A 12879-nucleotide genomic window follows, 5' to 3' on the forward strand; every position below is an offset into this window, starting at 1 on the left:
CTTGTTGAATATGCCTCGTGAATACCTGAAAAAGGCAACCCTGACCGCACAATCCCATGCGTCCGAGGTCCATGAGACCGTGAAAACGATCCTCGAAGAAATCGAGGCGGGCGGCGATGACAAGGCGTTGGAGTTTGCCAAGAAGTTCGACCGCTACGAGGGCAGCGTCCTACTCACGCCTGAAGAGATCGAAGCCGCTTGTGCATTGGTTCCGGAAAAGCTGAAGGCCGACATTCGCTTTGCCCATGACAATGTCCGCCGGTTTGCCGAAACCCAGAAGGCAACGCTGTCAGATGTCGAGTTGGAAATCGTCCCGGGTTTTGTCGCGGGCCAGAAAGCCATCCCTGTGGATGCGGCGGGCTGTTACGTGCCCGGTGGCCGCTACAGCCATATCGCGAGCGCCATTATGACGGTGACCACGGCAAAGGTTGCCGGTTGCCGTCATATCACGGCTTGTTCCCCTCCACGCCCCGGCGTCGGCGTTGCTCCCGCTATCGTCTATGCCGCGCAAATCTGCGGTGCAGACAAGATTCTGGCGATGGGTGGTGTGCAGGGTGTTGCCACCATGACCTATGGTCTGTTCGGTCTGCCCAAGGCCAACATTCTTGTGGGGCCGGGAAACCAGTTCGTCGCTGAAGCCAAGCGCATATTGTTCGGTCGTGTCGGCATCGACATGATCGCAGGCCCGACCGACAGCCTGATCCTGGCCGACGGGGCCTCGGACGCGCATGTTGTGGCGACCGATTTGGTCAGCCAGGCTGAGCATGGTTACAACTCGCCGGTCTGGCTGGTGACCGATGATCGGGCGATTGCCGAAAAGGTCATGGAAATGGTGCCCGCTCTGATCGACGACCTCCCCGAGGTAAACCGCGACAACGCCTTTGCCGCCTGGCGCGACTATGCCGAGGTGATCTTGTGCGGGGATCGCGAGGAAATGGCGGCCTGCTCCGACGATTACGCGCCCGAGCATTTGACCGTGCAGGCTGAGGACTTGGATTGGTGGTTAGGTCGTCTGACCTGCTATGGGTCACTGTTCCTGGGCGAAGAAACGACGGTCTCTTATGGCGACAAGGCTACTGGCACCAACCATGTGCTGCCCACCTCGGGTGCGGCCAGCTATACCGGCGGTCTGAGTGTCCACAAGTACATGAAGATAGTCACATGGCAGCGGGCAACGCGCGAGGGCTCAAAATCCATCGCTGAAGCTACCGCACGGATCTCGCGGCTGGAAGGCATGGAGGGGCATGCCCGCGCGGCGGATGTGCGTCTTGCCAAGTATTTCCCGGACGAGCAGTTCGATCTCTCTGCAGATGGCTGACCCGAAGGCGCTCTTTGATCTGACTGGTCGGGTCGCCCTTGTGACCGGTGCAAGCTCTGGTCTGGGACGGCGCGCGGCGCTGGTTTTGGAGCAGGCTGGGGCGCAGGTAGTTGGCCTTGCCCGGCGGCAAGACGCTTTGGATGCTCTCTGCGCCGAGATTGGTCCGAATGCGGCCAGTGTTGTCGCGGATGTGTCTGATCGAGAGGGGTTGGACAGGCTGGTAGAGCGCGTGAACGCGATATTCGGCGCGCCTGACATCGTCATTCATGCCGCTGGTGTCAACACGCGCGAGGCGGCGGATGATGTGACCGTACGAGGTTGGGATCAGACGCTTGCGCTGAACCTCACCGCGCCGTTCTTTCTCAGCCAGGCGCTGATTCCGGCGATGAAAGAAAAACGCTGGGGCCGCATCGTCAATTTCGCGTCGCTACAGACCACGCGGGCCTTTCCCGGCGGCGTGGCCTATGGCGCCTCGAAGGGGGGCATTGCGCAATTGACACGCGCCATGGCCGAGGCCTGGTCGGGCGACGGCATTACCGCAAATGCAATCGGGCCGGGGTTCTTTCCGACCGAGTTGACACAGGCTGTTTTCAAGGATGCAGACCGTACGGCTCGCAATGCGGCACAGACCTGTATGAAGCGCAACGGGCGGATGGAGGACATGGACGGGCCGATCCTGTTTCTGTGCTCTGACGCCTCCAGCTATGTGACCGGGCAGGTCCTGATGGTCGACGGGGGGTTCACCGCGAAATGAAGGCGCTTGTATATGAGGGTGTGGAACAGATGGGCTATCGCGAGGTGCCGGATGCGGTGCCGGGCGCCGGAGAACATCTGATCCGGGTCGAGGCCGTTGGCATCTGCGGCTCGGACATGCACGCTTATCTGGGCCATGATGCGCGGCGCCCCGCGCCGCTGATCCTCGGGCATGAGGCGGCCGGAGTCATTGTTGGTGGCGCGCGCGATGGGACCCACGTCACGATCAATCCGCTGGTGTGCTGCGGAACCTGTGCCGCTTGTCGGGCGGGGCGCGAGAATATCTGCCCGGACCGTCAGATCATCTCGATGCCGCCGCGTGAAGGCGCCTTTGCGCAATACGTCGCCATGCCCGAGGTCAATCTGGTCGAAGTGCCCAAAGATGTCCCGCTGGCCAAAGCCGCCCTTGCCGAGCCACTGGCAGTCAGTTGGCACGCCGTCAGGCTGGCACTGGAGGGGCTGCATGCCGACACGGAAAGGCGCGCGCTGGTGATCGGCGGCGGTGCGATTGGCCTTGCCGCCGCACTCGCGCTGAAGGCAATGGGTGTCGATGATGTGGTGATTGCGGAGCCCAATGAAAAGCGCCGCGCCTTTTTGCGGGATCGCTGCGGCCAGTATGCGGTTGTACAAGCCGAGGGTCTCTATCCGGTGGTGATTGATGCCGTTGGCTATGCCGCGACCCGCGAAACGGCGTCCGCACAGGCCGCTCCCGGTGGGGTGATCGCGCATGTTGGACTGGGCGAGGATCGCGGTGGTCTCGATATTCGCCGAATGACCTTGCAGGAAATCCGCTTCATTGGCACCTACACCTACACGGCGCAGGATTTCCGGGATACGGCCCATGCAATCTTTGATGGCAGCCTGGGTGCGCTGGACTGGTTCGAGGAACGCCCCCTGGCAGATGGTTTCGAGGCGTTCAGAAATTTGCGCGCAGGTGCGGTCGCAGCCCCCAAAATCGTGCTAACACCTTGGGTATAGGCCCAATCGTTCACTCCATGGAGGCGTTACATGTACACTAAAATTCTTGTCCCGATGGCGCTGGATCACGACATTTCCCAGCACACTCTGAAAGTGGCGCGTGCGCTTGGTGGCGACAGCGCTGAGATCATCGCGCTGCATGTCTACGAGTCGCCACAGGGCTCGGCCAGCGCCTATCTGGACAAATCCCTCATCAAGGAAGGGTTCGCAAAGGCACGGAAAACGCTGGATGCAAAGCTCCAGGGACTGGAAGGGATAACGCCCGAACTGGTCAAGGGGCATACCGCGCGCTCCATCATCGATTACGCGAATGCTAATCGCATCGACTGCATCGTGATCGGCTCGCACAAACCCGGCCTGAGCGACTATTTTCTTGGCTCCACCGCTGCGCGCGTGGTCCGGCACGCCCATTGCGCGGTGCATGTCCACCGCAATTCACAACCCTGAACAGGCGCGCCACGCGCCTCGAACCGAAAAGGCAAATCAGAAATGAATATCGACAAGAAGATCGCGGATGATCTTGTCGCCAATGACATCTCGTTCGTGACCACCGTGCCGTGCAAACAGCTGGCCGGCGTGATCGAAGAGCTCGATGTGCGCGACGACATCTTCCACATCCCCTCGAACAAGGAAGACGAGGGCATGGGTCTGTGTGCCGGGGCATGGATGGGGGGTAAGCGCCCTGCGATCATTATGCAAAACACCGCCATCGGCGTGACGATCAACACCTTGGCCACGCTGATCCAGTATTACCGGATGCCCTTGCCGATGCTGATTTCCTATCGCGGCGAATTGCGCGAACCGGTGGCCTGTCAGGTCGAGATGGCGGTGCATACGAAGGCGCTATTGGCGCAGATGAACATTCCGACCTACCATTTTCACCATCAGGCGGATGTCGAGGAACTCGACGCGATCCTGAAATATACTTTCATGTGCAACAAGCCGGTGGCGATCCTGACTGATGCCAACTTCTGGGGAGGCTATGGCGACCAATGATCCGTTCTGAGATTCTGAAAGAGATTGCCCCGATCCTGCGCGACCAGCTTGTGGTCTGCAATATCGGTATCCCCAGCCAGGAGCTGCATGCAATCGACGACCAGCCGAGTAATTTTTACATGCTGGGCACCATGGGGCTGGCCTCGAGCATCGGGCTGGGACTGGCGCTGGCTCAGCCCAAACCGGTGATTGTGATCGACGGCGACGGCTCGATCCTGACCAATATGGGTACCTTGCCGACCATCGCCAACAATGTGGCGGACAACTACATCCTGATGATCATTGACAACGGATCTTACGGGTCCACGGGCGATCAGCCGACCTATGCGGGTCGCAAGACGTCGCTGGCCAAAGTGGCCGAGGCCTGTGGCTGCGAGAATGTCATCGAATGTCGGGATGTGGACACCGGAGAGGTCCTGCAAAAGGCGCTGGACAGCGGCAAGATGCATGTGCTCGTCGTCAAGTGCGACAGCGGTAATGCCAAGAACCCGGTGATCACGATGGACCCGGTGGTGATTCGCGACCGCTTCATGAAGGCCGTTCAGGCCTGATGGCAGCAAGCACCATCCACAGCGCCGAGGACGCCCGCCGTCTTGCACGGCGGCGTCTGCCGTGGATGGTGTTTGACTATATCGATGGGGCTGCGGGTGCAGAGACAGGTGCCGCCCGCAACCGCGCGGCCCTCGACGCCTTGACCTTGCGTCCGCGTATCTTGCGCGATGTCAGTGAAAGATCGCTGTCGACCACCCTTTTTGGCGAGACCGCACAGCGACCCTTCGGCATCGCGCCGATGGGCATGTGTAACCTTGCCGCCCCGGGCGCGGACCTGATGCTGGCCCGTCTCGCGGCGCGGTATTCGATCCCGCTGGGCGTGTCGACCGTTGCCTCGACCCCAATGGAAGAGATGATCGAAACGGCGCAGGGTAACGCGTGGTTTCAACTCTATTTTAGCGGCGATGGCTCTGGCACGTTCAAGCTGGCGGAACGGGCACGGGATGCGGGCTATGAAACGCTGGTGCTGACGGTAGATGTACCCGAAGTGGGCCGTCGCCCGCGTGAGCTGCGCCACGGTTTCACCATGCCGTTCCGTATCGGTCCGCGACAATTTCTGGACTTCGCCCTGCACCCGCACTGGTCGCTATCGACGCTGGCGCATGGTCGGCCGCAGATGGCGAATTTCCACATGGCCGGATACAGCTTTGACCGGACCGAAAGCCGCGCCAAAGCGAGTTGGGACACGCTTGCCAGGTTGCGGGACATGTGGACCGGCAAGCTGGTGGTGAAGGGCGTGCTTGATCCCGAGGATGCCGTGGCCCTGAAAAAGGCGGGCGTCGATGCCATTCAGGTCTCAAGCCACGGCGCACGCCAGTTGGACAGCGCGCCCGCGCCGATTTCGGCCTTGTCCGACATCCGTAAAGCCGTCGGTGCGGAGTATCCGCTGTTTTTTGACAGCGGGTTGCGTTCGGGCGAGGACGCTCTCAAGGCCCTCGTCACCGGTGCGGAATTTGTCTTTTTTGGCCGGATCCTGCAATTCGCCATCGCGGCCGGGGGCGAAGCGGGGTTGCAACAACTTTGGGAGGTGCTGAGTGAGGAAACTTCCATCGCCCTGGCCCAGATCGGGGCCACTTCCGTGCCAGCCGCCGAGGCGGGTAGCAAGGTCTGAGATACACCTTTCCTGCTAGGTCACGACATCGGGTTCGGTCCGACCGGTCCGCTCGGTCAACTGACACAACTCGCGCGTTGCTGCGGAAATGCCGCGCAATGCCTCTTGCGATTCCATGTCCAGCTGGCCCGTTGGCGGCTCGTAAAGTTCCAGATAAATGCGCAGTGTCGCGCCTTCTGTACCGGTTCCGGACAGCCGCAGAACGGCGCGCCCGCCACCCGCGAAACTGATCCGCAGACCCTGATTGTGGCTCACCGACCCGTCGACGGGATCATGATAGGTGAACTGATCGGCGGTTTCGATGGTAAGTGACCCGGCGGTCTTGTCAGGTAATTCCGCGAGGGTGTTCGATAGGTTCTGCATAAGATCCTGTGCGGGGTCTGTGGCAATCGCTTCATAATCGTGGCGCGAATAGTAATTCCGCCCATAGGTCTGCCAATGGTCCTGCAAAATCTCCTGCACACCGATTTGCCGCACCGCAAGGATGTTGAGCCACAGCAGGACCGCCCAAAGCCCGTCCTTCTCGCGCACATGATCGCTTCCGGTGCCGGCGCTTTCCTCGCCGCACAGGGTGGCCCGGCCTGCATCCAGCAGGTTGCCGAAGAATTTCCAGCCGGTCGGCGTCTCATAGCAGGCAATGCCCATGGCCTCGGCCACGCGGTCACAGGCGCGGCTGGTCGGCATGGAGCGGGCGACGCCTGCCAGCCCTTGCGAATATCCCGGTGCCAGATGCGCATTGGCCGCCAGCACCGCAAGGCTGTCGGATGGCGTGACATAGACACCGCGACCGAGGATCATATTTCGGTCGCCATCACCGTCCGAGGCCGCCGCGAAATCGGGGCCATCCTCGGCCATGACCATGTCCACCAGCGGTTTCGCCCAGATCGGGTTGGGATCGGGATGGCCCTTGCCGAAATCCACCAAGGGCACGCCATTGAGCACCGTGCCTTCGGGTGCGCCCAGCATGTCCTCCAGTATGGTTCGGGCATAAGGTCCGGTGACCGCGTGCATCGCGTCGAATCGTATGCTGAAACCATCAGAGATCAGCGCGCGGATGGCGTCGAAATCAAAAAGCGCCTGCATCAGCGCGGCATAGTCTGACACCGGATCGACGATTTCGACACGCGTGTCCCCCAGCATAACCTCCCCCATTCGGGCGAGGTTGATATCGCCGGTATCCAGTGTCTTATAGCTGCTGAGTGATTGAGTCTGCTCAAAGATCGCGCCCGTCACACTTTCAGGTGCGGGACCGCCGTTCGAAATGTTGTATTTTAGCCCGAAATCCGCGTCGATCCCGCCGGGATTGTGACTGGCCGACAGGATCAGCCCACCATCGGCCTTGCGCTGGCGGATCAGGTTCGAGGCTGCCGGGGTCGATAGCAGCCCGCCGCGTCCGACAACAACCCGCTCTGCGCCACTTGCCGATGCCATACGCAAAATGGTCTGGATCGCCTCGGCATTGAAGTACCGACCATCGCCCCCCACGACCAACGTCTTGCCCTGAACACCGCCGATCGCATTGAAAATCGACTGCACGAAACATTCGACATATCCGGGCTGCATGAACACCTTTGTCTTCTTGCGTAGACCCGAGGTACCGGGTTTCTGCCCCTCGAATGGTGTGCAGGCTTGGGTCAGGATGGTCATGTCGGGGCCTCTTCCTTTTGGCGGATGGGTTCGGTGTGTCGGCAGGTATTCATCATGTCGGCAACATGTCGGAGCGCACTGGAGGTGCCAAATCCGTCGACCGGGACCGGCAGGCGGCGGCGCCAGTTCGGATGCGCGTCAATTGTACCGGGAAGGTTTTGGGCCTCGGTAACGGCAAGGGCGTCATCAAGTTGGATTGACACAAGTTCCGATGGCGCTGCGGCCAGTTGCGCATGGACTTTGTCGATGATGCCGGTCAGTCCGGCCTCTGGCGCGATGCCGCAGACCTTGCGCAAACTGCTGCGCTGGCGGGCGCGGCGCGAATGTTGGATCGCGTGCCCGGCATCATCCAGCCACCCGACCCTGCGCCACCATTCGATATCGGTGCCATGCCAGAACCCGCTGAGTGTCGGTGTGTCGTGGGTGCCAAAGCAGGCCAACCCATATGGCGCAAGGCTGCTCGCGGGCAGGATGGTTCCGTCAGAACGGGTTTCGAACTGCCAGACCGCATAGCTGTAGAGGCCCGCGGCGTTCATCTGGTCACGGAAACCTGCGGGGACAAGGCCCAGATCCTCGCCGATCACCACGCATCCCGCGCGGGCGGCCTCTATCTGTATCACCGCCAGCAGCGATGTGAATGGCTGGGTGACATAGCCACCCGCGCTGCCGTCATCGGGCAGCCAATAGCTGCGGGCGAGGCCAAGCGCGTGGTCGATCCTGAGCAGGCCGCATTTACCCATAAGCTTGCGCAGCATAGCGCGGAACGGGGCGTAGTTGGCGGTGGCCAGGGGGCCGGGCGCGTGAGCGGCAAGCGCCCAGGACTGGCCTTTGGGGCTCAGGTGATCCGGCGGCGCGCCAATGGTGACGCCACGCGCGATGGTGGCGGCGTTCATCCAGACCTCGGCCCCGTCGGGTCGGGGACCAACCGCCAGATCAAGATAAAGCCCCAGCGACATGCCTGCATCCTGCGCCGCCCGCTGCGCGGTGCCGATCTGCGTGTCCGCCTGCCATTGCAGCCAAACATGGAATTCAGTGCGTTCTCCTGCGGCCATCTCGGCCTCCGGCCCCGGCTGCCGGAGCTTTTGCGGCCAGCCTCGGAAGTCAGGCCCATATGTCTCGCTAAGGGTCTCGAACTGGGCAAATTTGGCAAGCTCTGGTCCGGCACGGCATTGCCAGTCGAGAAAGGCGGATTGGCCTGCGCTGGATTTGAACTCTGCATAGGCCTGTTCCAGCGCTGACGCGTGATGCTTGCGAAATGCGGCATAGTCGATCAGGGACGTTTGGGGGGATGGGCCCATGCCACCTTGGATCGCGATGTGATCGGTGTTGAAAAATCCCCGATGGGACGGTGAATAGGGGCTTATGATTTTGTTGTCCGCCCAGCCCAAAGCATGCACCGGGTTGATGCCGAAAAACTGCGCGCCCATCTCCCCAAGTGATGCCGCCGCCGCGCTCAGGTCGGCATAGGTTCCCAGTCCGCCATTCTCTGCGCTGCGCAACCCATAAAGCGCGCCGGTCATGCCCCAGCTATGGTGTCGCGCGGTGCGGGACTGCAGATCGGGCGCTCTGGCGGGAGGGGCGAGGATACGGGTGGTTTCGCGATGATCTGCAAACGTGGTTTGCAGATTATGGTAGCCGATGGGCAGCCCAGGCAGGTTCAATACCCCATCCGCCCGCCCATCGGCAAGCACCGAGCCGGTTTCGCCGGTCACGCACCACTGGCACGCCGCGCGCAGGGGCAAAGAGCTGGTCTGTTCCGCCTCGACGATATGTTCGAGGGGCAAATGACGTCTGCGTTCTTCGTTCCGGGTGTGGTGCAGCGCATCGCGCACCTTGGTTTCCGAACCAGCCTCGACGCCCAGCGCCTGCAACAATGCGCGCAACGTATCCGGACCAGCCAGATGCTGCCGGCCTTGCAGGTCGGAATACTCGGTGTGAACCCCATGCGCGCGCGCCAGATCACGCAGATCTGTGTCGGCCTGGCTCATTTCGCTGTTCCATCGCACAGGCAGAAAGCGGCAATCGCGTGAGGTGGAACCACGATTGAGGCACAAGGCAGGGACAGTCGTCGCTGCTGCATCACAGAGGTGTCAATCTCGCGCGCCCAGCTTCGCGAGGCAGTTGGCAAGATCAATTCCTGCGGGTCGTCGGCTCGGTTGAAGGCCAGCAGAACTTCGTCGGTCTCGGCAGTGCCACGTGGGGTTTCGGCATTGCCGCGCAGGTGCAGGCACAGGCAGGCCAGCCCAGGATCACGCCAGTTCAGCGCGCTGCCGTCAAAGTCTCGCCATTCCACGTCGGATTTGCCGTCCGAGGTTCTGATGGCCCCGTGCAGGAAGTTGCTTTGCCGCAGTACCGGGTGGTCGCGCCGAAACCGGGTCAGCGCGGCGGTGAAGGCAATCAGATCACTGTCCAGGGCGCTCCAGTCGATCCAGTTGACCTCGTTGTCCTGACAATAGCTGTTGTTGTTGCCGCGTTTGGAATGACCACCCTCGTCACCCGCCAGCAGCATCGGCGTGCCCTGCGAAAGCAGCGTGGTAGCCAGCAGGTTGCGCTGCCGTCTGAGCCGCGCTGCGGTGATGTCGGGATCGTCGGTTGGCCCTTCAACGCCGAAATTCTCGCTGAAATTGGCGTGGTGTCCATCGTGATTGTCTTCGCCATTGGCGTGGTTGTGGCGCTGCGCGTAACGCGTGGTATCGGTCAGGGTAAACCCGTCATGGGCGGCGGCGAAATTGATCGAAGACCAGACCCGCCTGCCTTGCGTATCGAAGATATCGGCAGAGCCCAGCAGCGCTGATCCCAGATCCTGCGCGCTCTGCCTATCGCCGCGCCAGAACCGGCGCACGGTGTCGCGGAACCGGTCGTTCCACTCGGCAAACTCGGCGGGGAAACTACCCAATTGATAGCCACCGGGGCCGATGTCCCAGGGTTCTGCGATCAGCTTGACGGCGCTCAGAATAGGGTCCTGACGCAACGCATCCAGAAATCCGCCGCGCCGGTCAAAACCGTGATCCTCCCGGCAGAGCGTGGTTGCCAGATCAAAGCGGAACCCGTCGACCCCCATGACCTGAACCCAGTGCCGCAGGCTGTCCAGTATCAGGCGGGTCACGATCGGGTGGCGCACATCCAGCGTATTGCCACATCCGGTATCGTTGACATAGTAGCGCGGCTGGCCGTCCAGCAATCGGTAATATGCGGCATTGTCGAGGCCACGGAACGACAGCGTCGGGCCAAGGTGATCGCCCTCGGCCGAGTGGTTATAGACCACGTCCAATATCACCTCGATCCCGGCGGCGTGGAAACGCTGCACCATCGCGCGGAAGCCTCGCACACCGCTAGGCCCCAGATAACGCGGCTCGGGTGCGAAGAAACCGATCGTGTTGTAGCCCCAGTAATTTACCAGCCCGCGTTGGATCAGTGCGCTTTCCGATTTGATCGCCTGCACCGGGAGCAATTCGATCGTTGTGATCCCGAGCGCAGTCAGATGATCCAGCATCTGCGGCGAGGCCAGCCCGTCGAACGTACCGCGCAAAGCTTCCGGAACAGCCGGGTTGCGGATGGTGGCGCCCTTGGCATGCGCCTCGTAGATCACCGTGTTGTCCCATCCGCGCGAAAGCGGCTCTGCATCGGGTGTATAGGTGACGGGGTCGGGTACAACTGACTTTGGCACATATGCCGCGCTGTCACGGGCGTCGAAAGACAGATCGGCTTGAGGCGCGCCCAACTGGTAGCCGAATGTTGCGCCATGATCGGTGAAGTCACTCGACAACTCGCGCGTGTAGGGGTCGAGCAGCAGCTTGTTGATGTTGAACCGATGTCCATGATCGGGGTCATAAGGGCCGGCAACGCGATAACCGTATAGCGTTCCGGGCTGTAGCCCCGGCAAATAGCCGTGCCAGATTCCGCCCGTGCGCTCGGGCAGCGGCAGGCGGTGTTCCTCACGGTTCCCGTCCGCTGAATAGAGGCACAGGTAAACCTGCTGTCCGTTTTCAGAGAATACAGCAAAATTCGTGCCACCACCGTCGAAATGCGCGCCCAGACGGTGTGGGTTGCCCGGTTCAAACCGAGTGGAAATACGCGCCTGGAATGTCATGCAACCATCGCGGCGTAGAGGTCGGCATAGCCTTTGGCGCCATCGTCCCAACCGACCGGATGGCGCATCGCGGCGCGCTGCATGCTTTGCCAGAGGCGGGTATCGGCATGGGCATCCGCCACCCGGTCGATCACCTGCGCTAGCCCGTCGGCGCTGACATCGTCAAAGACAAATCCGGTTGCCGCCTTGATCGCAATGGCCGCAACATTGGCGTCGATCACCGTGTCGGCAAGACCACCGGTTCGCGCGACCACCGGCAAAGTGCCGTAGCGCAGACCGTAAAGTTGGGTTAGCCCGCAGGGTTCGAATCGCGAGGGGATCAGGATCGCATCGCTACCTGCCTGCAGCAGATGCGACAGAGGCTCATCATACCCGATGAACGCGCCGACACTGCCAGAATGGTCCTGAGCTGCCTGCCTGAATCCGGCTTCCAATTCCGGCTCTCCGGCACCCAGAACGGCAAGTTGCGCACCGCGCGCGACCAGATGCGGCACCGCGTTCAGCAACGCATCCAAACCCTTTTGCTGGGTCAATCGGCTGATCACGCAGAACAAGGGGCCTCGCGCGAGGGGGTCGAGTTCCATCCGATCACAGATCGCCGCCCGGTTCTCCGCTTTGCGCTTCAGGCTGCGTGCGTCGTAAGAGCGGGCGATATTGTCGTCGGTGGCGGGGTTCCAGCTATTCAGGTCGATACCATTGAGAAGGCCGTTCAGAACCGCTTTGCGGGCGCGCAGCACACCGTCGAGGCCCATGCCGAATTCCGGTGTCAGGATTTCGCGGGCATAGGTCGGGCTGACGGTGGTGATGCGGTCGGCGAACATCAACCCGCCCTTGAGAAAGCTCAGATCGCCGTGATATTCCAGCGCTTCAGGATGAAACCAATCGCGTTTAAGGCCCAGCGGGCCAAGTGCTTGCGGGCCGTAGCGGCCCTGAAACGCGATGTTGTGGATGGTGAGGACCGAGCGGGGCTCTGATCGGCCTTCCATTTTCAGATAGACCGGCACAAGGGCCGCCTGCCAGTCATGCGCGTGCAGGATGTCAGGCTGGAATCCGTCGATGGTCCCCGCACAGACCCGCGCCGCAGCCTGCGAAAGCGCACCAAAGCGCAGGTCGTTATCTGGCCAGTCCTGCCCGTTTTCATCGACGTAAAGCCCACCGGGCCGGTCAAAGAGCTGCGGCGCATCGAACAGCAGCAGCGGCACGCCATCTGAGATCACCCGCACGAGCCGCCCGGTCCCGCCGGGCAGGTCGTCAAATCGGGCCACCTCCTCACCTAGTGGCAGAAGCGGGAACAGGGCCGGGTAAGCGGGCATCAGGACCTGCACTTCGACGCCATGGTGTGCGAGCGCGGCGGGCAGGGCGCCCACCACATCCGCAAGCCCACCGGTTTTGGCAAAAGGCGCGCACTCGGACGCGACCATCAAGACCTGCATG

The 12879-nt window shown here is 61.7% G+C and carries 11 protein-coding genes; 7 read left to right on the top strand and 4 right to left on the bottom strand.

The genetic code is table 11. From position 1 onward, the window contains the following. Positions 1 to 10 precede the first annotated feature (10 nt). From hisD to AB1E33_RS22835, 7 genes are read left to right on the top strand one after another with little or no spacing between them, the layout of a single operon-like run. On the top strand, positions 11 to 1318 hold the full coding sequence (gene hisD / locus AB1E33_RS22805; RefSeq protein ID WP_372579551.1) for a histidinol dehydrogenase: 1308 nt from the start codon (positions 11 to 13) through the stop codon (positions 1316 to 1318). Beyond that, positions 1311 to 2072 (top strand): SDR family NAD(P)-dependent oxidoreductase, encoded by a 762-nt coding sequence (locus AB1E33_RS22810; RefSeq protein ID WP_372579552.1) that lies wholly within the window; start codon positions 1311 to 1313, stop codon positions 2070 to 2072. The genes hisD and AB1E33_RS22810 overlap by 8 nt, the downstream gene beginning before the upstream one ends. Continuing rightward, positions 2069 to 3049, top strand: coding sequence for an alcohol dehydrogenase catalytic domain-containing protein (locus AB1E33_RS22815; RefSeq protein WP_372579553.1), 981 nt, complete (start codon positions 2069 to 2071; stop codon positions 3047 to 3049). Before AB1E33_RS22810 ends, AB1E33_RS22815 begins: the two co-directional genes overlap by 4 nt. A gap of 30 nt (positions 3050 to 3079) precedes the next feature. After that, entirely contained in the window at positions 3080 to 3496 is a 417-nt protein-coding gene (locus AB1E33_RS22820) for a universal stress protein (RefSeq protein WP_372579554.1), read from the top strand. Positions 3497 to 3538: 42 nt separating this feature from the next. Further along, positions 3539 to 4045: a sulfopyruvate decarboxylase subunit alpha gene (locus AB1E33_RS22825; RefSeq protein ID WP_372579555.1), complete on the top strand. Its 507-nt coding sequence runs from the start codon at positions 3539 to 3541 to the stop codon at positions 4043 to 4045. Then, positions 4042 to 4596 (top strand): sulfopyruvate decarboxylase subunit beta, encoded by a 555-nt coding sequence (comE, locus tag AB1E33_RS22830; RefSeq protein WP_249710699.1) that lies wholly within the window; start codon positions 4042 to 4044, stop codon positions 4594 to 4596. The genes AB1E33_RS22825 and comE overlap by 4 nt, the downstream gene beginning before the upstream one ends. Next, complete coding sequence (locus AB1E33_RS22835; RefSeq protein ID WP_372579556.1) at positions 4596 to 5708, top strand: alpha-hydroxy acid oxidase; 1113 nt, start codon at positions 4596 to 4598, stop codon at positions 5706 to 5708. Before comE ends, AB1E33_RS22835 begins: the two co-directional genes overlap by 1 nt. A 15-nt stretch (positions 5709 to 5723) precedes the next feature. Here AB1E33_RS22835 and AB1E33_RS22840 read toward each other — a convergent pair whose 3' ends face one another. Genes AB1E33_RS22840 through glgA form a run of 4 tightly spaced genes read right to left on the bottom strand, consistent with a single transcriptional unit; the run spans position 5724 to position 12878 of the window. After that, positions 5724 to 7355: an alpha-D-glucose phosphate-specific phosphoglucomutase gene (locus AB1E33_RS22840; RefSeq protein ID WP_372579557.1), complete on the bottom strand. Its 1632-nt coding sequence runs from the start codon at positions 7353 to 7355 to the stop codon at positions 5724 to 5726. Beyond that, positions 7352 to 9343, bottom strand: a complete 1992-nt coding sequence (locus tag AB1E33_RS22845; RefSeq protein WP_372579558.1) for a 4-alpha-glucanotransferase — start codon at positions 9341 to 9343, stop codon at positions 7352 to 7354. The genes AB1E33_RS22840 and AB1E33_RS22845 overlap by 4 nt, the downstream gene beginning before the upstream one ends. Next, positions 9340 to 11445: a glycogen debranching protein GlgX gene (glgX, locus tag AB1E33_RS22850; protein ID WP_372579559.1), complete on the bottom strand. Its 2106-nt coding sequence runs from the start codon at positions 11443 to 11445 to the stop codon at positions 9340 to 9342. Before glgX ends, AB1E33_RS22845 begins: the two co-directional genes overlap by 4 nt. Beyond that, entirely contained in the window at positions 11442 to 12878 is a 1437-nt protein-coding gene (gene glgA, locus AB1E33_RS22855; RefSeq protein WP_372579560.1) for a glycogen synthase GlgA, read from the bottom strand. Before glgA ends, glgX begins: the two co-directional genes overlap by 4 nt. Position 12879 lies beyond the last annotated feature (1 nt).

Source organism: Ruegeria hyattellae (genome assembly GCF_041537925.1).
Lineage (GTDB): Bacteria > Pseudomonadota > Alphaproteobacteria > Rhodobacterales > Rhodobacteraceae > Ruegeria_C.

Bases quoted from the DNA above. Each gene is read 5' to 3' on its own strand.
- hisD (WP_372579551.1), top strand. From the start codon at position 11: ATGCCTCGTGAATACCTGAAAAAGGCAACCCTGACCGCACAATCCCAT.
- AB1E33_RS22810 (WP_372579552.1), top strand. From the start codon at position 1,311: ATGGCTGACCCGAAGGCGCTCTTTGATCTGACTGGTCGGGTCGCCCTT.
- AB1E33_RS22815 (WP_372579553.1), top strand. From the start codon at position 2,069: ATGAAGGCGCTTGTATATGAGGGTGTGGAACAGATGGGCTATCGCGAG.
- AB1E33_RS22820 (WP_372579554.1), top strand. From the start codon at position 3,080: ATGTACACTAAAATTCTTGTCCCGATGGCGCTGGATCACGACATTTCC.
- AB1E33_RS22825 (WP_372579555.1), top strand. From the start codon at position 3,539: ATGAATATCGACAAGAAGATCGCGGATGATCTTGTCGCCAATGACATC.
- comE (WP_249710699.1), top strand. From the start codon at position 4,042: ATGATCCGTTCTGAGATTCTGAAAGAGATTGCCCCGATCCTGCGCGAC.
- AB1E33_RS22835 (WP_372579556.1), top strand. From the start codon at position 4,596: ATGGCAGCAAGCACCATCCACAGCGCCGAGGACGCCCGCCGTCTTGCA.
- AB1E33_RS22840 (WP_372579557.1), bottom strand. From the start codon at position 7,355: ATGACCATCCTGACCCAAGCCTGCACACCATTCGAGGGGCAGAAACCC.
- AB1E33_RS22845 (WP_372579558.1), bottom strand. From the start codon at position 9,343: ATGAGCCAGGCCGACACAGATCTGCGTGATCTGGCGCGCGCGCATGGG.
- glgX (WP_372579559.1), bottom strand. From the start codon at position 11,445: ATGACATTCCAGGCGCGTATTTCCACTCGGTTTGAACCGGGCAACCCA.
- glgA (WP_372579560.1), bottom strand. From the start codon at position 12,878: ATGCAGGTCTTGATGGTCGCGTCCGAGTGCGCGCCTTTTGCCAAAACC.